Origin of the sequence: Demequina lutea, assembly GCF_013409005.1 — a bacterium.
GTDB classification, from domain to species: domain Bacteria; phylum Actinomycetota; class Actinomycetes; order Actinomycetales; family Demequinaceae; genus Demequina; species Demequina lutea.
The window spans coordinates 1-18735 of record NZ_JACBZO010000002.1 but is presented as its reverse complement, the minus strand read 5'-3'; the positions used below and the strand labels follow the sequence as shown (position 1 = coordinate 18735).

Sequence of the window (18735 nt, the reverse complement as noted above, 5' to 3'; positions counted from 1 at the left end):
AGTTACTTGGGTTCCCGGCGACTTGCTGGCCCACCCACCATGAAGGGATTCAAATGCTTCGTTCCATAACCAAACAGACGCTTGCGGCCAGCGTGCTTGCGGTTGGGCTGGCGTTTCTTGCTGGCTGTTCGAGTACATCTGTGCCGAACGGTACATCTGTGGCGACTGGTGGGTCTGCGACTCCGTCGGTTGGCGCGGCGGGTAAGGTCGCGTTGCTACTTCCCGAGTCGAAAACGGCACGTTATGAGGCGCGTGACAAGCCGACTTTCACCAATGCGCTCGCTGCGGCATGCGCGAACTGTGAGTTGCTCTACTACAACGCGGATGGGGACGCCAACAAGCAGCTTTCCCAGGCGCAGTCTGCGTTGACGAATGGTGCGAAGGTACTGGTTATCGACCCGGTCGACTCCACTGCTGCTGCTTCGATTGTGGCGGCGGCCAAGGCCCAGAACGCCAAGGTGATCAGTTACGACCGACTCGTGCTCAACGCCGACCTTGACTATGCGGTCAAGTTCGACAACGTGGCACAGGGCAAAGTGCAGGCGACGGCCCTCGTCGACAAGTTGCGTGCTGACGGGAAGGCTTCGGGCAGCATCGTGATGATCAACGGCTCTTCAACTGATGCCAACTCGGCGCCTTTGAAGCAAGGCGCACACAGTGTGCTCGACTCGAGCGGTTACGAAATCGCTGCTGAGTACGACACGCCGGATTGGAGTCCCGACAAGGCGCAGAACGAAATGCAACAGGCGATCACGAAGCTCGGAGCAGCGAACATAGTGGGTGTCTATGTCGCGAACGATGGTATGGCCAGCGGGGCGATTGCGGCACTAAAGAGCGCCGGAGTGAGTCCACTGCCGCCGGTAACTGGTCTTGACGCAGGCGTGGATTCGATTCAGCGCATCATCGCCGGAGATCAGTATCAGACGACGTATCTCAACGTCGAGCAAGAAGCGACCGCGGCCGCGAAGCTCGCTGCCGCGGTAATCTCTGGTGCGCCTGTCAAGGATCTGGTTGGGCAGTCCATCAACAATGGACTGAAGGATGTTCCAGCACTGCTGCTCGTGCCGACCTCGGTGACGATGAGCAACCTGAAGGCGGTCATTATTGACAGCGGGTACCTGACCGTAAGCTCCATCTGTACCGGGGATTATCTGAAGGCGTGCACTGCAGCAGGCCTTTCGTGACAGTTGCAGTCGCAGCTGTCGACCTCGGCGGCACGCGTTTGCGTGCCGCCGTGGTCGACTCGCACGGAAATATCCTTCGCAGGGCAGAGGCACTTACGGCGCATGACTTGGCCACACCTGAGCAAATACCCTCGCTCATCCGCGAAGTTGTGGCTGGAGACAATATCACTCGAGCGGTCATCGGCTTGCCTGGACGAATCGACCGTGCGCGTAGGCGGCTGGGCTTTGCCCGTAATCTGCCGATCGAGTGGCTCGCCTACCTCAACGAGGAATGGCTCAGTTCAGAGACGGGGCTCGACGTTTCACTCGGTGGCGATGCCGAGCTGGCCGCTGTCGGCGAAGCGTATTTCGGCGCAGGAGTTACCGAAGGCGACACGGCTTACCTGACGTTCTCGACGGGCGTGGGCGCTGCTGCGCTCTCCGGAGGTCGCCTGCTCGCGACCCATCGCACCGGATTCCAGATTGGGTTGATCCCACAGATCCCTATGCCTGGCAAACTCATTGACACCCTCGTGTCCGGGCGCCAGATCGAGGCGTTCTTTCGCACTGGTGGTTACGGTGCCCCAAGCGTGCAGGCGCTGTTACATCTAGTAGACCAAGGAGATGTGGGAGCTGACCAGCTCTGGGAGAGCATCGTCCGACACGCTAGTTGGGTAGCAGTGCTGATGTGTCATGTCGTCTGTCCGGATGTCCTTGTCGTTGGCGGCGGTCTATCGAACGCAGGCTGGCGGCTGCTGAGCCCCATGGACGACGCGCTTCGGCATTTCGGACCCCAAGAACTCGAGCACCCCATTCGACTCACCACATGCGCGCGCGGAGACGATGCTGCTCTCGCCGGTGCCGCAGCTTGGCATGTGGCTACAACCGCTTCCGAAGGAACACTTAATGATGAACGTTGAGAATCGTGGCCTAGGTATTCAGGCCGAGGGCGAGATCCGAAGTATGCCGCGAATCTGGCGAATGCTAACACCGTCCGTGCACGCCGCTGTCAATGGGCTCACCGAGACAGTCACACGAGGACCGGTGGTCCTTCTTGGAGCTGGATCGGGATATTTCGCAGCCACATTCGGGCAGATGCTACTCGAGCGTGCTGGCGTGCGCGCAAGTGCCTACACAGCGAGCGACTTTGTGCAGCGGCCGACCGCGAATAGCCTGGAACTCTTGCAAAGGAATCAGCGATCCGTCGCGATCGCGCTGTCCCGATCGGGCGAAACCAGCGAGACGCTTTCCGCGGGTCGGATGTTCCGACGCCGTGGTGGTCGCACAATCATCGCGTTGACCTGCCGACCAGAGTCAACGTTGGCCCGCGAAGCTGACATCGTCATCGACTTGGGGGAGGCCGATGAGTTGGCGGTTCCACAGACCAGATCTGTTTCAGCCCTGTGGTTGAGTTTGCTCCTACTCGCCGGTGCTTGCGATGGCCAAGACTTACGAACACAGATTATGGATGTCGCGCAAGCAACAGATGCAGCGGCTGATCATCTGTGGTCCACGTTGAGCGATCTAGCTGCTGACGGTGACGGGCAGGTGCTGCTTGGCAGCGGACTGGGTTACGTGCTTGCGCGTGAGGCGGCCCTAAAGATGGTCGAAATGGGTCGGGTTCCCGCCTGGGCGTACCGCACGCTGGAGTATCGGCACGGCCCGCTCGAGGCATTGGCACCAGGTACCACCCTCGTCGGTGCGTTCGGTGACGATCTCACAGAAGCCGAACTCACGGCCGTCGCGGAGGCTGCGAGGGCGACGAACCGCCACTTCGATATACAAGTGGTCATCCCGCAACAAGCCGGGCCCGTGGGCATGCTCGCTCAGCTCTATGCCGCCCACGCTTACTCGCTGTTGCTCTCGAGGCGCCGAGGGTTTGATGCCGACCGACCGGCCAACATTCGCGAGCACGTTGGCGACATATGGCTCAAGGGCGAGCAGTAAGGAGGTGAAATAGATGATGCCGGGAACTCAGCACCGAATTCCTGTATTGGAGTTGCGGGGTGTCACTAAGCGCTACGGTGCCGTGCAGGCGCTGGCAGATGTCGGGCTTGCCATTAACGCATCCGACGTTGTAGCACTGGTAGGTGACAACGGCGCAGGTAAATCGACGCTCGTCAAGATTATTTCAGGTGCCGGAACCGCCGACTCGGGTGTGATCGAGTTCAAGGGGAACTTGGTGCAGTTAAGAGGGCCAGGGGACGCCGCCAAACTCGGTATCGCGACCGTGTATCAAGACTTGGCGCTATGCGACAACCTCGATGTTGTCGCGAACCTGTTCCTCGGGCAAGAGGCAACGGGCTACATAGCGCTCGATGAAGTCGAGATGGAGCGTCGCACACACGAACTGCTTGCCCAAATGTCTGTGCAAATACCGGAGCCGCGCACCGCAGTCGCTTCGCTCTCCGGGGGCCAGCGGCAATCGGTTGCCATTGCGCGCGCTCTACTCGGCGAACCAAGTCTGATCATTCTCGATGAACCGACCGCGGCCTTGGGCGTGGCGCAGACCGCCCAGGTGCTTGACTTAATCGAACGCGTCCGAAGCCGCGGTCATGCCGTCTTATTAATCAGCCACAATCTCGCTGACGTCTTTGCAGTCGCCGATCGAGTGGTGGTGTTGCGGCTCGGGCGCAACGCCGGCGACTTTGAAGTTGACAAAGTGACACAAGAGGAAGTTGTTGCGGCGATAACCGGGGCCTCGGATAACGTCGTCGCCCGCCGAGCAGCACGGAACGGCAGCCAGCGGGAAACCTCGATCGGGGAGTCAATCCAGTGAGTTCGAACATGCCAACCGCCGCAGATCCAGAGTCCGCGCAACCATCAGCGGAGCCCAGAATCGCCGTGTCCTCAATCGGGCTACAACGTCCGTTCGGTGACCTGCGACGCAAAATCAAAGGTGGTGAACTTGGTCCGATACCTGTCGTCGTGGGGCTGATCATTATCGCCGCCGTCTTTCAGAGCGCGAACGGGCAGTTCCTATCGGCTCAAAACCTGTCCAACCTTGCGGTGCAGATCGCCTCCACAGGCGTCATGGCAATCGGCGTCGTGTTGGTCTTGTTGCTCGGCGAGATCGACTTATCCGTCGGTTCGGTTAGCGGACTAACCGCAGCGGCAATGGTCATCTTGAACGTGCAGCTTGGTTGGCCGGCAGCCATTGCTATTGCCGCTGCAGTCGCATTCGGCGCGGTCATCGGCCTGGTGCACGGCCTCATCTTCGCCAAGGCTGGCGTACCGGCTTTTATACTTACTCTTGCAGGGCTAATCGGTTGGCAAGGCTTGCAGTTGTTTATTTTAGGCAACCACGGCACGATCAACATTCCCTATCAGGGTGGAATCGCCAGTCTTGCCAACACGTTTTATCCGCCGGCGGTGGGTTACGCACTTGGCGCAGTCGTTGTCGCGACCCACCTCCTGAGCACGATCAAGCAGCGCCAACGACGACGCGAAGCAGGCTTGCGGACGCAACCGTTGCTTCAGCTACTCGTGCGAGCCGCACTTTTGTTAGTGCTGCTGGTAGGCGTCACCGCGGTATTGGGGAAATGGAGAGGCGTTCCGCTATCCTTGCTGATCTTCGGGGGGCTCGTTGTCATCACGGATCTCGTGCTGCGACGCACGCGCTTTGGCCGACGAATCTTTGCCGTCGGCGGCAACATCGAAGCTGCCCGACGTGCGGGCATCAACGTGGCCCGAGTCCGTATTAGCGTGTTTGTCTTGTGCTCGGCGTTCGCTGCGGTAGGCGGTCTCCTGGCTGCGTCACGGCTATTTGCTGTCAACCAACAATCGGGTAGCGGAGACGTGCTGCTAAACGCGATCGCCGCAGCCGTCATCGGCGGCACGAGCCTCTTCGGCGGCCGCGGGAGCACGTACTCGGCCTTGCTAGGCATGCTCGTCATTGGCGCGGTGTCCAACGGTATGGACTTGCTCAACCAGGTATCATCGGTCAAGTTCATGATTACCGGCGCCGTGCTGCTGGCCGCCGTCGTCATCGATTCGCTGTCGCGCCGCAACAGGAACGCAAGCGGGCGGGCCTAGTGATATCAACCGGCTAGGTTGGTGTAACGGCTGATTGTTGTCGCCTTGCCGATCACGGTGTGGGGCCGGTGACGGACCCAACGGTTTCTTCCGCAAGCCACCGAAGAACACCCGCATCTTGAGGGCCAGGAGCCTGCTCGGCACGGCAAACTGAACTGGCTGTACTACCGAAGCCGCCCACGGTTCGCGATATTCAGAGTCGGGCCCTATACCGGCTCTTCACATTTAAGGGTGTGCTGGGCCGCTTAACCCGATCGCACCCCGGAGGGCGCGGATCCCTCGCGAGGTTGCCTTGCGCGGCCAGCAAGAAAGCGGCTCGCGTGCGGCGTACGAGCGTTACAGTGAGCGGCCTCCGCGCCGTTTCTCTTCCTCGGCGAGATCTGCGGCGGTCTTGATTGCACGTAGCGGGTCGATCACGCCGGAGATTGGGGCTTTGGGGCCTGTGAGTTGATCGACACGTCGCTGGCGTTCCTTCTGCGTAACCGGGTCGGCCGCGCCGTCGGGAACCTTAATGGCCTTGAGTCGTTCCGTGCGCTCACGGGTGCGTTGTGCGGCGGCCTGAGACTCGCTGGATGGCGCCCGGGCGGGCTCGGCGGCCAAGGGGGCGCTCCACGCCTTCCTGATGGCGTCGACATCACGCCCACGGGGCACGTCAAGGTCATCGACAGGGCCGGCGAGTTTGGTCTTGATGCGCTCTTCCACGGCCGCGAGATACGTGTTCAGCTCAGGATCCGCTGTGCGCCGTCCGGGGCCTACCTCACCAAGACGCTCGAGCACGAGGCGCCCAGGCGAGGGATCGGCGGCCAGTTCATGCAATGGCACACGCCGGCGCAAGGTCGCGGCGACGTCACCAGAGGCGCGCTGGTGGGCGTCCACGTGGCGTGCCACACGCGACCACATTTCGGTGTCGTCCTTGACGTAAATGGAGTGTTCACCAAAAGCATCCTGCAGAACATTACGGACCCGCTGATGGTCGACCGGCGGCGCGAACTCCTTCTGCGCGTACTCGTACTCGACGAGCCATTCGCGTAGCGAGTCGGCGCGCTTGTACGCCTCCTCGAGCGTGGCCGATGCGGTGATTTCCGCACCGTCGCGGCCGATGACGGTGGCCATGACTTCACGGGCGGACACCGGTGTGCCCGCGGGGTGCTCCGGGTCGATATCGACCGTTCGCTCCGTGACCGCGTAGATGTGGTTTTCGTGGCGACCACGGGAGGCGGCGACGTAGGCGTCTTGTCGCGCTAGGGAGTCGTCCCAGAGGGAGCGGGAGACGTCGACGGTGCGGCCTTGCACCCGCATGATCGTTGACGAGTACGCCAGGTCAACGTGTCGCGACACGTACTCCGCTGGCAGGGTGATGTTCGCCCCCGAACTGTCCCGGATCACGTCAAGAGAGCCGTCCTGGCGGGCGCCTGTCACACGCCAGGTGGCGCCGTTGGTCACGACGTGACCCTCAGAGTCGACGAGCTTGCGGTTGACTTCGCGGGTCACAATGTCGTCACCGATGCCCACATAGTTGACGGTCTCGCCGTCGCCACTGGCATCCAGGCGGATCCCCGTCATGACGACGCGACCCTGGTCGACCAGGTCCGCTTGTGCCCGGCCGGCCAACATGCGCACGTCGTCGTTGGACCGGGCGATCATCACCGAGTTCAATCCTGCCGCATTGTCCTTACGCCAGTCCTGATACAACTCGTCCAACATCTCGGGGTGAGTGCCAGCGTGGAGGCGGTTGTGCTCGATGTAGTGCAGTGCAGCGTCGGGGTTGCCCGCACGGATCGCAAGGGTCGCATCCCGCTCGAGAGAACTCTCGAAACGCATCACCTCGTGCAACTGCGCGGCACCCAACTTCTCGTGGAAGTAGCGAAGGAACCCACCGGCACCCGGCGAACCAAGCTGCTCGGGATCCCCAATGCCGCGCACGCTCGCACCGTGGCGGTCCGCGATCGCCAACACCTCAGCCAAGTGAGGCGTCGACGCCATACCGACCTCATCGATGAGGATGAAGGTGTCGGGTCCGATCGCCAGGTCACCCACATTGCCCTTGTGTTGGTGATGCGCGATAAACATTTGGATCGACTCGGCCTTGGCGTCAATCTCGTCGCCAAGCACGCTGGCGGCCGCCAAAGTGGGCGACAGTGCCACGACCCGGGCGCCGCCCATCTTCGCGCCTTCGACGAACGCTTTCATCGTCGTGGTCTTGCCCGTACCGGCAGGGCCCACCGCGGCGTCGAACGTGAGACCCGAGCCCAAAAAGCGCCGCGCAGCCGCTTCCTGGGATGGCATCAAAGGATGCTTACTGAGGTTGCCCACGAGCGACGCGTTTTCGGGGTCAATGACCGGCCCACTGTAGCGAGTGCCGGCGGCCAACAAACCCTGCTCCTTCGAGTACAGGCTTTGTGACGTGACCCATTCCTCGTGGTGCGACCGCATCACGACTTCGCCGTTTTGACGCCGTAGCGCGGCGGGCCGTTCGATGAGTTCCGGTGCATTGAGGTGAACGCAGTCGTGGCCGTACGCAGTCGCGGCGACCAAGCCTGCCTCGCCTGCACGATCACGCAGCCTATCGATCGTCACATGCTCGAGATCCTTGAACAGTTCACGCCGCGCCTTCGCCGCCACCTCTGTTGGTGCGAAGAACTGTTGCACCTGGCGCAACGATTCGCCGTGCACGTGGGCGTACGTCCACCTGGTGCGCTTGTCCTCGAGGCGGGCCACCGTGACCCTCGCGAGGTGGCTACGAACCTCATCGCTCAACACCACGTCAGGGCGTCCCACACGTGGCAGCAGGCTCACGTCCAACTGCATCTCACCCTCGCCACCGAAGTACGCGGCCGCACGTCGACGCCACTGGGTGCGCTCCTGCGTGAGCGTCTTCGAACCATCCTTCTCAGGACGGGTAATCAGCGTCGCCTCCTGCGCCAAACGACGCTGTGTTGCGGCCGTGGGCGCGTGGCCATGCTTGCGTTTGTACTCCTCGACCAGGCTGCCCAACTCCCGGTCGATCGCTTCGCGCCGTGACGAGAACTCTTCTGCCAGACCCTGGTCAATGCCCTGAACCTCCCACACCGGCTGGGCGTTACGGCGCGTGTAGCGCGCATACGTGGCAAGCCCAAGTTCCCGATTCAGGCCAGCCATGACCGAGTTGTTGTACGTCTCAGATGCGGCCACGATGTACTGGTACAACACCCGCCCGTCCAACGCCAACCACTTACCGTCATGGGTCACTCCACGGTTGGCGATCACCGCGTGAGTGTGCAAGTTCGGATCCCCAGTACGCGACGTCGCATGGTCAAACGCCGCGACCGTCAAACCCTTGAGGTCGACCTGCGCCACTGAGTGCGCGCCTTGCCGGCCGACCGCAACATGCTTCTCAAGAAACCCGATCGCCTCATTGACGGCCTCCTGGTGAACCCGCTCCACGCTCGCCTGCGTGTGCTCATCCCCGAGCGCCCACACCACACTCACCGACTTCGCCGGCGTGAACGTCACGTCATACCCAGACACCGGCTGCCGGTTCTTAGATCCCCTCTCAGCAAGGAACAACCTCACCGCCGAATCGGACACTTCGGGCTCGCCATCGCGCATCACCATGTACTGACGTGTGGCCTCAAACTTCACCTCAAACTGCTCTTCACCACGGCGCGGCACACGCCGATTCGTAGCCTCAAAGGCGCCAAAAGCGCGGTCAATGAATCGGTCGTAATCATCCGGCTCATTCTTAAACACCTGGACCGCCCGACCCAGTTGGGTCGCCCTCATCGCCTCCTCAGGCGACGCACCACCAGCAATCAGCTCAGCCTCAATCCGATCCGCATCGGGGTGGCGACACTCACCGTACAAAGCGGCCATTGCGGACTCTTCCACAACACCCTCAAGGCCCAACTCGGCCGCCCCCGAACCAAGCCAACGCCCAGGAGGGTTACCCGACTCCGCATAGTAGTTGACGAGCCCCTGACCCTTCTCACGCACCACATCAGCAGACGCCGTTTGCTGAGTCAGGTACCTATACCCATCCCCCGCATGCAGCACGTTCACAGAGGCCGTCATGCCCAAACACTACACCCGCTCAAACTGAGCAAGAGGTGTGTAGTACGAAATAGGGGTCAGTAGTGAAGGTCAGGTGTCATGGCTGGGTGACAAGGAGGGAAGCAAATCGGAATGACAGACGCGCAAGGGAGAGACGAAAACGAAAGGTGAGAGGGATAGAGTGTGGGGAAGAAGAGAGGGGAAGGCGATGGCTAGAACGAACGATGAGACCGAAGCGAGGCGCATCGCGCGCGCAAGGCGAGCGAAGATGCAAGCCGCGAGGGTGCAGCGGGACGAACGGATCGATGACGGCGTGGCCAAGGCCGTCCTCAGCGCCAAAGAGGTCGAGCGAGCCAAGATCGAACTGAGTCAGGCCGAGACCGTGTTCGCGGCCGCGATCGCGGAACATGAGCAACGCCTAGGCCGGATTGTCGCCGCATTCAAGGGCGAGAAGCTCGACGCCAACTCCATCGCGGAACTACTCGAACTGACCCCCAGAGAGGTGCGTCGACTGGGGAAGTTGGCTGACAAACCAACGCACCACCCAGACGACGCAGCCGCTCCCAAACCGCCGCCCACAGAAGAGCAAAACGGCCACGGCGACGCTTAGGATCGCTCCCACACAACGCAAAGGGCCGGTCTCCCTCGGGAGATCGGCCCTTCGTTGTCCAGGACGCTACGAGAGTGAGCCTGCACGACGAAGTTCTGCAACAGCACGAGAAACGGAACGCTCGGAAATGCGTAGGGCCTTGGCGATCTCGGCGTGAGTCTTCTTGAGGGTCTTGAGGTGAAGTACGGACTCGAGGAGATCGGGTGTGACGACGAACGGGCGGCCGCCCACGCGGCCCTGTGCTCGAGCGGACTCGAGGCCGGCACGCGTGCGTCGTGAGATGGTTTCGCGCTCCATCTGGGCGAACATCGCGAAGAGGTGAGTCACCATGCGACCCTCAGGCGTCGACGTGTCGAACGGCTGCGTGAGAGAGCGGAACGCAAGGCCCTCCTTGTCGAAGCGCTCCATCAGGGTCGCGAACTCGATCAGCGATCGCGAGAGCCGATCAATGGCCACGACCACCAAGACGTCACCAACACGGTTCTGCATGTAGTCCAGCGCCGCGGCCAACTGAGGCCGATGCGTGGACGTCGACGACACGTGCTCGGCGAAGACGCGGTCGACGCCGGCGGCCGCGAGAGCGTCAAGCTGCGGCTGTAGCTCTTGGTCGCTGGTCGAGACACGGGCGTAACCGATCAATGCCATGAGCGAGCCTTCCTTCAAGTCGCACTAGTTGTGGCGTGGTTGTGGCGACACTCAATTATGGCGAGTAGTTGTGGCGAGTGCACGCCAACGGGCCGAAGAGAGCCGAGGAAGTGTCGCCACAGACGACCGTTTGTGGCGTGAGGCCGGAATGTCAGATCGACAGATGTGTGGCTTTCAATGGTGAATGGCGGGATTCTGTTGCCGTGTGGTGGCGGTATCAGGTGACGTCATCGGTGATGGCCTCGAGTTGGTTGATGTGGAGCACGCGAGCGTGTGAACTTCAACGGTAAGTGGCGGTGGATCTTCAGGTGGTGTTTGGTCCGCTGAGCACTCTGCGTTTGCTGCGATCTACCCGAACTGAGTGACATGCTCGAAACAAAGACCCCCCGATCTCCTGTCTCATGACAGGGGGCGGGGGCTCTTCTTTTGCTCGAGACGGTAACGACGCCGAAGGCGCGAAATGACATGCGGGTCGCTGCATTGCGGCGACCGAGGATTTCCGTGAAGGAGCAGGGCGTCCCACTCCGTGACGATCACCACCGAGACAGAAGAGCACCCACCATGGACGAATGCCTCTGCGACGAGCGCACTTGCATCATCTGCGCCAGCGACGGCTGCACCTCTTGCGGGTGGAGCGGCCAACGAGCGTGCCCCCTCCACGACACAGGGTCGTGGTGAATGGCGCCCTCCCCTCGCCGCAACAACCCCGTCGCAGTTGCTCTCACGAGCGCCGCGGCGGGGTTGTCGCGCCTACCTACAGCGCGCTTCACACGGCGCGCGCCGACTCGACGAGAAACTCCATTGCGCGCGTAGCGCGTCGAACGCGATCAGCGCTGATCGTGGTCGTTCCGTAACCAGCGACCGTCTTGAGTTTGAGCAAGGCGTCCAGATGGTTCGCCGCCGTCTTGTCGACGCTGGCCAGAAGGCCGACGGCCTCCACGTGGCTCTCGCCCCGCGCATACTCGCCGAGCGCCGCAGCGCAGCGAACGTCGGCAGCTGCGATGCCCGCGTGGACGCACAGCGTCACATATGCGTTCGTCACGTCCTCGGCGTCGTCAGCGAGCTCCCGCACCATCTCCGCGGCCTCGTAGAACTGCAAGGCGACCGCCATTCGGCCGGCCTTCGCAGCGGCGTTGGCGCGCACTGTTCGGGGCGTCATCGTCGAGCACTCCTCACCGTACGACGCAGCCAATCCGTCGGCCCTGACACCACGAGCGCGTCAGCGAGCAGCGACTCGATGATCGGGTCTCTCTTGGCAGCGCCTTGTCGCACCTCTTCTTCTGTGAGGCTGAGTATGCGCAGGTCGTTCCCTGTCCAGGCGGACACGTCGACTGCGAATGCGCTGGTCCACATCTCCCACAGTTCAGCATCGACCCCGGGATCGACCATGAACAGGTCGATGTCGGAATCCACGCGCATCTCACCACGGGCGGCCGAACCAAACAATGCAGCCCACCGCGGCGGTGTCGGCCAGACCTTGAGGCTCTCTTGCATGCGTTCGATCAGCGTGTCGCGCAGACGCGCGATCGCGACCACCTGCGGTGCTGCAAGATGGCGTCGATTCAACCTGTGGCCGACGACGTCACCCACGTTCTCTGAGTTCACGATGCCCTGCGCGCTCAGTCGATGCAGCGCCTTCCTGATCCCCTCATCCGAGCGATGCGGAAGCAGTGACCGTATCTGGCCAACGGTAAGGCTCGACTCGACTCGAGCGAGCACTGGAAGGATCTCCCCTTCTAGTGTCGGAGTCACCACCGCGAACGGACTTTGTAGTTGCATCTGCCACCTCCGCTCCCAACTATAGTTGGCGGCCGCCTACTATTGTGGGATCTGGCGCGAGAGGTGTGCAGATGCCTGTGCACGGGCCGGCGACCTGCGGTGATGCTCGACGCCGAAGATCACGATCGAAGATCTGGGTGATCCCCCCGCTACTAGTAAGACAGCAGGTCAGAGGCCCTTTCTCTCTTCGGAGAGAGGGGGCCTCTTTCGTGCATGTGGGCAGACGCAGGTGGCGGACGGGGCCGGATCATCAGCTCTTCGCGGTTCGGGGTGATGGTGCCGGTCGGCATCGTTGCTGGAGCGTGTGCACCGGCCGACGCGCTCGGACCGCACCACGCGCAACCGGGCGAAGTCCGCATCGCGCGGCCGCGCGAGGAGTGGGAGTTGGCCTCGGTCCGGCCGGACCGCACATGGACACCGGCGGCCAACCGCGAGATCGAGGGTGCACGAACGTGGTACTCGGACGTGCGCGATCTTGGTGCTGTCGCACTGTGACGAATCCCGCGGCCTACCGTCCTCGCCTCGCCGATGCGCACCTGGGCGAACTGCTAGCCGAGTTCCCCGCGGTGATGATCAATGGCGCGCGGGCCACCGGCAAGACGGCCACGGCTCGCCAGCACGTGGCTGAGGTGCTCTCACTCGACGTTCCGGGTGTCGCGGCCTCGATGCGGGCGGACGCAGGTATGCACCGCACAGCGGCCCAGACCGTCGCGTTCGTCGAGCAGCTCGCACTGACAAGGCCCCAGCCGGCGCACCGCCCGGTCACGGAGCGCGGGATCGATCTTCTTCGGCATGACAGACATGCTTCCAACTCAAAAGGATGCGGCATCAAACCTAGGACGCTTCACACCTCTACCGAACCCTCAACACCCTGCACGACACCACAAAGACGACTTGACAAACATAGAAGCGTCAACTGTGAAGAACCTCAAAACCCTGCACTTTCGGCCGATGATAAATTCAATTGACTCGATTTGACCTAGGCGCGGTTGGAGGTTCTGAATGGCTGGTCGCCGTGTTGGGCGCACCCTTCCCGTGGCGCCGCGTGCGATTGGGCGCGGGTCGTGTTGGCCAAACCCGACTCCGTCGCCGTTGTGCTCCCCGTGGCGGCAGTACTGGCCATCGTCCTGGTGCTCCCCACGCGTCACTGGTCGGCCCCTGCGCTCGCCGGCCTGGTGGGCGCGGCAATCGCGGGTGCCTTCATTGCCGTGATGTGGTTCGTGGTGGCGCGGCGGCAAACGCTCCCTCCGTGGAGCCTGCACGTTCGCATCGGGATGGGCAACGTGTTGGTGACTGTGGTCGTGGCAATCGCGGCGACCGCGCACGTGAACATGGCCAACCTCTACCTGTTGACCTCGACCTTCGCCATCCTGATGTTTCCCGTCCGCGCCGTCGTCGCCCACGTGGCGATCGGTGGCGCCTGCTATGCGGCGGTGCTCGTCTTCGGGCCGGCGACAGTCGAGCCACCGGTGGTTGCGTGGCTGGCGGTCTTCGGCACCGTTGCCGTGGTCGGCGCGGTCGTCATGGGGCTCGTGAGCGTGCTGCGGCTGGCCGCCACCGTGGACCCGCTCACCGGGCTGGCCAACCGGCGCGCCTGGGACGATCGTCTCGACGAGGAAATGGAACGGTCCCGACGGACCGGCACGCCAGTCACCGTCGTACTGGTCGACCTCGACGGGTTCAAGGCCGTCAACGATCGCGACGGGCATGCCGCCGGAGACCACCTACTCCAGACCATCGCCCATGCGTGGCAGAAGCAGGTTCGTGACGGGGGAGACTTCCTCGCCCGAATCGGCGGTGACGAGTTTGCCGTACTCGCTCCCGGCACGGACGAGGTGGGGATACGTCGCCTGATGAAACGCTTCGAGGAGGTCACCCCGGCCGGGGTTTCCTTCTCCTCCGGCGAGGCCACCTGGGACCGGACCGAACGAGCCCCCCACCTGCTCCGGCGAGCCGACCTGGCCATGTACGAGACGAAGAGGCTCAAGCGCCCACGCGATGGTCGGGGCCTCACCGCCTGACGCTCCACGGGCCACAAGCCACCGACCGATGAGCCACGCGCTGCGGTGAGGCACACGACGACCGGTGGTGCGGTCGGGGTTGCGGTAGGCGGTGATCATGCGTTGGTAGACGGCCCAGGTCGCTTCGATCTCGACGTGCTCGTCGGTGTCGAACAGGCGCTCGATCCTGATCCATCGGCGGTCTGTGAGCAGCCCAGCCCCGGTATGGAGCATCTGGGCGGCAGAGAACCTCGGGCGCTTCACTTCGGACGCTCAGACCGAATGGTTAGTGCGCCACGCCGTTTCCGCACACTACGGCGACTTCGCCAAGGTCATCGTGACGACCTCTAGCTAGCGGCAGACGGTACTGCCCCGAGTTGAATCCCCTCAACGTAGTCGGAGCGCCAGTCGTCGAAGGCATCGACGGAAATGGGTCGGGAGAAGTAATACCCCTGAGCGTTGTCACACCCGTAGGCGGCAAGTTGCTCCAAGGCGGCGGCGTTCTCCACGCCCTCGGCGACGATGGTTAGCCCGAGGCTGTGTCCCAGGTCGACCACACTGTGCACGATCAACGCGTCGCTGGCATCCTAGTTCATGTTCATCACGAAGGACTTGTCGATCTTGAACTCGGTGACCGGCAGACTCTTGAACTGGCCGAGGCTCGTATAGCCGGCGCCGAAGTCGTCGATGGAAATATCTATCCCGAGATCGGCCAACCGACGAAGCACCCGCGCCGCGCCGGCGGGGTCGAACATGATGGCGGACTCGGTGACCTCGAGTTTGAGGAGCGAGGCCGGCAATTGGTGGGCCTCCAGAAGCGCCGCAACCTGGCGGGGCAAGTCCTCGTCGGCGAGGTTGCGAACGGACAGGTTGACCGCCACCTGCAGCGGCCGCCCCGCATCGGACCACACCTTGGCCTGGATGACCGCCGCGTTGAGCACAAAGCCGGTGAGCGGTCCGATCAATCCCGTGCGCTCAGCGAGCGGCACGAAGTCGTCGGGGAAAACAAGGCCGCGAGTGGGGTGCTGCCAGCGGACAAGCGCCTCGGCGCCGGTCACCTCACCGGTACCAATGCTGACCTGAGGCTGGAAGTGCAACAGGAACTCGTCTTTCTCGATGGCGCGCCGCAACTCACCGAGGAGCGCGAGTTTGCCAGGGGAGTATCCATCGGCGTCGGGATCGTAGACGAATATGCCCAGGTTCTGGCCCTTGGCCACATACATCGCGATGTCGACACGCTGCAGCAACGTACCGGTATCGTCGCCGTGCTCCCCGGACAGGACGATGCCGATGCTGGCCTCCACGTCCAGACCCACTCCCTCCACCTCGAACGGCACCTCCAGGGCATGCCGGAGGACCTCAGCGACATCGACGGCGGCGGCACGGTCGCCGACATCGGGAAGAAGGACCGCAAACTCGTCCCCCCCAAGCCGAGCGATCGTGTCACCATCCCGCACGTGCGCCCGCAAACATGGGCCGATCTGTGCAAGCAGCTCGTCTCCGTAGCGGTGCCCAAACGTGTCGTTGACCTCCCTGAAGCGGTCCAGATCAATCAACAACAGCCCCGTCGTCGAACCGGCCTGCAAACCATCTTCGAGAGCCCGGTCCAAGAGACGGGCCAACAGCGCCCGGTTCGGCAGACCGGTGAGCGCATCGTGCAGCGACTCAAAAAGGACGCGACCCCGCTCGGAGTCCAGCAGCCTCTGCTCCCTCCGGACGACCCCTACAAACAGGGCGACCAGCACGAATCCAAGCAAGAAGACACCCGGGGCGAGCTTACGATGCAGCCCCTCCAACCGCTGCAAGTCGTCGATACTCGCGAGGGCCCTCGCCTCCTCGACTGCGGCTTCGCCTGCAACCAGCTGCTGGATCGCATCGAAAGAGGGGTAGACCTCTGCGGCATCGATCCGCCTCACCTGTGCGGTGTCCCCCCGGTCGGCCGCAGCGAACATCCGACCGACGGACGCCAGGTATGCCTGATGCAGATCTAGGACCTGTTCGACCACGGCCGCTTCCTCCTGGCCGCCGTCGGCGCGGGCCTTGCTTAAGGCGGCCTCGACATCCACCGTGGCCGCAGAGTACTGAACGCGCACGTCGGGGCTTGGCTCCAGGCTGTACTTACGTTGCAGGGAGTTCTCCACCGCCACCGCCGACACTACCCGTGCGAAGTCATGCGAGATCATGCTTGACTCTGCGGCCGTGCCTGCGGCCTCCGCAGTCGTTTGGGGGGACCACACAACAACGACACTCACCACGAGCAATACCAACACGGCGCCTTCGACGGCCCACTGACTCCGCCGAGCGTGGAGCCACCCGCTGGACCCCTTCTTCGAGGGCCTGGTCGTGTGTGCGACATCGCCCACGCCGTCAACTGAGGCTAAGAGGCGACTCACGCCGGACCATCCACCATTCATGAGTCCTCCATCGTCCTCGAGGCGCTATAGGTAAAGGATAAGGAGGAAACCGACTCCGTGGGGTCGCTCTCACCGCCGCCAGTGCACCCCCCAGACTCGGGCAAGGCAACGCAGGCCACGACATTGCGATCGCTTTCATTGGCCGACTCGCAGTCCATGTGGACCATACGGGTCGGCGTCTCGGCAAACATCTACTGCTCGAAGCGTTACGCCGCAGCGTGGCACTGGCCACGAGCGGGCTCGGACTGCGCGGCGTGCTGGTCAACTGCGAGGACGCAAAAGCGCGGGCGTTCTACCTCCACGTCATCCCGGCGTTCGTGCCCCTACCGTCGCACGACCTGACCCTCGTGGTTTCCATGAAATCGCTCCGTGCGTCCCTACCCGCACTCGAAGAATAAAATCGTTGGACAGTCGGCGGGTTGGACACCACCGGCGGCCCACGACCGTGAGTGGACGAACCACGAGAACACGCGAAAAGGCCCGCCACCACCGGGTAGGTGGGGCGGGCCTGCCGCGCTGGGTCAGGCTGCGCGCGCGGTGAAGGGCAAGTAGCCTCGCGCTTCGCGTGACTCGTTGACGATGTCTCGAGCGAGCTGAAGCGCTTCGCGGTACATCGCGGGCCCTTTGAGGCGCAGGGCACCGGAGCAGCGGCACACTCCGACTTCGTGCGCGTTGCGCGCGCACTCACGCTGGATCCGGTTCTCTGTGCGGATCCCCTTGAGGATCTGGTGCGAGATCCTGAGCATGTACTCGCGATCGCGCTTGTCGGTGTAGCAGGTGTCGCAGTCCCAAGGGACTCCTGCGATGCAGTTGCAGGTGCTGATGAAGCCGGACTCGGTGCGTGTTGCGGTGCTCATTGTGTTGCCTCTCTGTCGCTCGGACCGTCCGGCGACAGGGGCACACGGCAGCCTGTGGTGTTCAGGGAGGTCAAGGTGGAGACGCGGCACGGCGGCCGAAGGCCGACTTGCCCGGCGCGTAGAAGTTGGCACAACTTCGTGGATCGCGCCGCTCGGCGGTCTACCTTGACGGAGCGGCCACCGCGCAGCGGGGGCGAACCCGCGGGCTACTGTGAGTGCCCCGTCGGACGGTCAAAACCCAACCACACCGCGACAGCTCGAGCGCCACACGCTCGACCCGGCTCGTCACTCACAAGCATCGTCGTGACTGTTCAACCGCGGGTCGGACCAGGTGCATATGGTCAACGTGCCGAGGGCTCCTGTGAAGAACGATGGACGGCCGTCCGCGTCAAGAAGCCACACGCCGGCGTCCTGGTGGACGTTGGCGCCGTTCCACGCGGCCCGCTCGCGGTTGTGCGGGTCGCGTCGTGTCGACCCCGCCGTGAGGTGGGGTCGACACGAGGGCTTCGAGGATTGGGGCTATCTGCGCATAGTGGGCCATGTCGTACTCGGTGGCGATGACCCGGCCAAGGTGGGGACGACGGCGGCGCCGAGGGCGAGGAGCGCGGGGCCGCTCATGGGGTCCTCCTTGGTTCGCCCATGCCGGCGTCCTCGAGGAGTTCGCGGTAGCCGTTCTCGTCGAGCGTCCATGGGGCGTCGTCGTAGCCGCTGAGGGCGTGAATCGCCGCCTTCTCGAGTATGCGGAGGTATTGCGCGCCCAAGGTGTCGTCCCAGCCTGCGAACTCGAACGCCTGGTAGCGGAATCCGGCGATCAGACTGAGGATCACCACGGGGGTGAGGACTTCGACGTTGAGGCCCTTCACCTCGTAGGGCTCGGGGGCGATGTCTTCGCGGTAGAGGGTGTTCACTGACCGGTTGTTGAGGTCGACGAGTTCGGCGCCGATTTCTTGGCCGCCCATGGAGTCGAGTTTGTGCGTGATGCCTCGGTAGTCGAACGTCAGCACGCCGGAGTTGCTGTAGGCGTGGGCGTAGTCGTTGCTCATGCCTGCACAGACGAGGGCGTCGATGTGGTGCTTGTCGACTCGGAACGCGCTCATGGTCTCTCCTTCTGGCGGACTCGGGTTGGTGGTGGCCCCACCATTGTTTTTTCCTGTCCGGCCGAGCTGAGGCTCGGTTGGCGCGAAAGCCTGGGGTGACAACCCG

15 protein-coding genes and 2 pseudogenes are annotated in these 18735 nt (G+C 63.1%); 9 read left to right on the top strand and 8 right to left on the bottom strand.

Going from position 1 to position 18735, the window contains the following annotated elements:
* Positions 1–53: 53 nt before the first annotated feature.
* The 6 genes and pseudogenes from BKA03_RS14710 (at position 54) to BKA03_RS14690 (ending at position 5198) form a co-directional block, all read left to right on the top strand.
* The gene (locus tag BKA03_RS14710; RefSeq protein ID WP_062076209.1) at positions 54–1184 is read left to right on the top strand and encodes a substrate-binding domain-containing protein; all 1131 of its coding nucleotides are present in this window, start codon (positions 54–56) and stop codon (positions 1182–1184) included.
* A complete protein-coding gene (locus BKA03_RS14705; protein WP_062076210.1) occupies positions 1181–2083 on the top strand; it encodes an ROK family protein in 903 nt (300 codons plus the stop codon). The genes BKA03_RS14710 and BKA03_RS14705 overlap by 4 nt, the downstream gene beginning before the upstream one ends.
* A pseudogene (locus tag BKA03_RS15890) lies at positions 2007–2576 on the top strand (SIS domain-containing protein); the annotation flags it as partial. The gene BKA03_RS14705 and the pseudogene BKA03_RS15890, both read left to right, overlap by 77 nt.
* Before the next feature lie 102 nt (positions 2577–2678).
* Entirely contained in the window at positions 2679–3110 is a 432-nt protein-coding gene (locus tag BKA03_RS15475; protein ID WP_257020379.1) for a phosphoheptose isomerase family protein, read from the top strand.
* A gap of 13 nt (positions 3111–3123) precedes the next feature.
* Positions 3124–3942, top strand: coding sequence for an ATP-binding cassette domain-containing protein (locus tag BKA03_RS14695; protein ID WP_202965772.1), 819 nt, complete (start codon positions 3124–3126; stop codon positions 3940–3942).
* 149 nt (positions 3943–4091) lie between these two features.
* Positions 4092–5198 (top strand): sugar ABC transporter permease, encoded by a 1107-nt coding sequence (locus BKA03_RS14690; RefSeq protein WP_308477984.1) that lies wholly within the window; start codon positions 4092–4094, stop codon positions 5196–5198.
* Positions 5199–5534: 336 nt separating this feature from the next.
* Here BKA03_RS14690 and mobF read toward each other — a convergent pair whose 3' ends face one another.
* Complete coding sequence (gene mobF / locus BKA03_RS14685; RefSeq protein WP_062076213.1) at positions 5535–9248, bottom strand: MobF family relaxase; 3714 nt, start codon at positions 9246–9248, stop codon at positions 5535–5537.
* Positions 9249–9435: 187 nt separating this feature from the next.
* On the opposite strand from mobF, the gene BKA03_RS14680 reads away from it, so the two are divergent.
* Complete coding sequence (locus BKA03_RS14680) at positions 9436–9837, top strand: hypothetical protein (RefSeq protein WP_062076214.1); 402 nt, start codon at positions 9436–9438, stop codon at positions 9835–9837.
* Positions 9838–9903: 66 nt separating this feature from the next.
* Here the strand turns inward: BKA03_RS14680 and BKA03_RS14675 are convergent, their stop codons facing one another.
* The 4 genes from BKA03_RS14675 to BKA03_RS14660 form a co-directional block, all read right to left on the bottom strand.
* A complete protein-coding gene (locus BKA03_RS14675) occupies positions 9904–10482 on the bottom strand; it encodes a recombinase family protein (protein ID WP_062076215.1) in 579 nt (192 codons plus the stop codon).
* A gap of 766 nt (positions 10483–11248) precedes the next feature.
* A complete protein-coding gene (locus BKA03_RS14670; protein ID WP_218856209.1) occupies positions 11249–11641 on the bottom strand; it encodes a hypothetical protein in 393 nt (130 codons plus the stop codon).
* Entirely contained in the window at positions 11638–12234 is a 597-nt protein-coding gene (locus BKA03_RS15770; RefSeq protein ID WP_179398192.1) for a nucleotidyltransferase domain-containing protein, read from the bottom strand. Before BKA03_RS15770 ends, BKA03_RS14670 begins: the two co-directional genes overlap by 4 nt.
* Positions 12235–12896: 662 nt before the next feature.
* Positions 12897–13055: a hypothetical protein gene (locus BKA03_RS14660; protein ID WP_179398191.1), complete on the bottom strand. Its 159-nt coding sequence runs from the start codon at positions 13053–13055 to the stop codon at positions 12897–12899.
* A 270-nt stretch (positions 13056–13325) separates the two neighbouring features.
* Here BKA03_RS14660 and BKA03_RS14655 point away from each other — a divergent pair, with 270 nt between their 5' ends.
* A complete protein-coding gene (locus tag BKA03_RS14655; RefSeq protein WP_062075535.1) occupies positions 13326–14282 on the top strand; it encodes a GGDEF domain-containing protein in 957 nt (318 codons plus the stop codon).
* 326 nt (positions 14283–14608) lie between these two features.
* Here the strand turns inward: BKA03_RS14655 and BKA03_RS14645 are convergent.
* Positions 14609–16213 (bottom strand): annotated as a pseudogene (locus tag BKA03_RS14645) (putative bifunctional diguanylate cyclase/phosphodiesterase).
* A gap of 680 nt (positions 16214–16893) precedes the next feature.
* On the opposite strand from BKA03_RS14645, the gene BKA03_RS14640 reads away from it, so the two are divergent.
* The gene (locus BKA03_RS14640; protein WP_062075531.1) at positions 16894–17073 is read left to right on the top strand and encodes a hypothetical protein; all 180 of its coding nucleotides are present in this window, start codon (positions 16894–16896) and stop codon (positions 17071–17073) included.
* Between the two features lie 123 nt (positions 17074–17196).
* Here BKA03_RS14640 and BKA03_RS14635 read toward each other — a convergent pair whose 3' ends face one another.
* Both BKA03_RS14635 and BKA03_RS14630 read right to left on the bottom strand, forming a co-directional pair.
* Positions 17197–17532 (bottom strand): hypothetical protein, encoded by a 336-nt coding sequence (locus BKA03_RS14635; protein ID WP_062075530.1) that lies wholly within the window; start codon positions 17530–17532, stop codon positions 17197–17199.
* Between the two features lie 614 nt (positions 17533–18146).
* Complete coding sequence (locus BKA03_RS14630) at positions 18147–18629, bottom strand: hypothetical protein (RefSeq protein ID WP_062075529.1); 483 nt, start codon at positions 18627–18629, stop codon at positions 18147–18149.
* Positions 18630–18735: the final 106 nt, after the last annotated feature.

Bases quoted from the DNA above. Each gene is read 5' to 3' on its own strand.
- BKA03_RS14630 (WP_062075529.1), bottom strand. From the start codon at position 18,629: ATGAGCGCGTTCCGAGTCGACAAGCACCACATCGACGCCCTCGTCTGT.
- BKA03_RS14660 (WP_179398191.1), bottom strand. From the start codon at position 13,055: ATGCCGAAGAAGATCGATCCCGCGCTCCGTGACCGGGCGGTGCGCCGG.
- BKA03_RS14710 (WP_062076209.1), top strand. From the start codon at position 54: ATGCTTCGTTCCATAACCAAACAGACGCTTGCGGCCAGCGTGCTTGCG.
- BKA03_RS14680 (WP_062076214.1), top strand. From the start codon at position 9,436: ATGGCTAGAACGAACGATGAGACCGAAGCGAGGCGCATCGCGCGCGCA.
- mobF (WP_062076213.1), bottom strand. From the start codon at position 9,248: ATGACGGCCTCTGTGAACGTGCTGCATGCGGGGGATGGGTATAGGTAC.
- BKA03_RS14675 (WP_062076215.1), bottom strand. From the start codon at position 10,482: ATGGCATTGATCGGTTACGCCCGTGTCTCGACCAGCGACCAAGAGCTA.
- BKA03_RS14695 (WP_202965772.1), top strand. From the start codon at position 3,124: ATGATGCCGGGAACTCAGCACCGAATTCCTGTATTGGAGTTGCGGGGT.
- BKA03_RS14635 (WP_062075530.1), bottom strand. From the start codon at position 17,532: ATGAGCACCGCAACACGCACCGAGTCCGGCTTCATCAGCACCTGCAAC.
- BKA03_RS14670 (WP_218856209.1), bottom strand. From the start codon at position 11,641: ATGACGCCCCGAACAGTGCGCGCCAACGCCGCTGCGAAGGCCGGCCGA.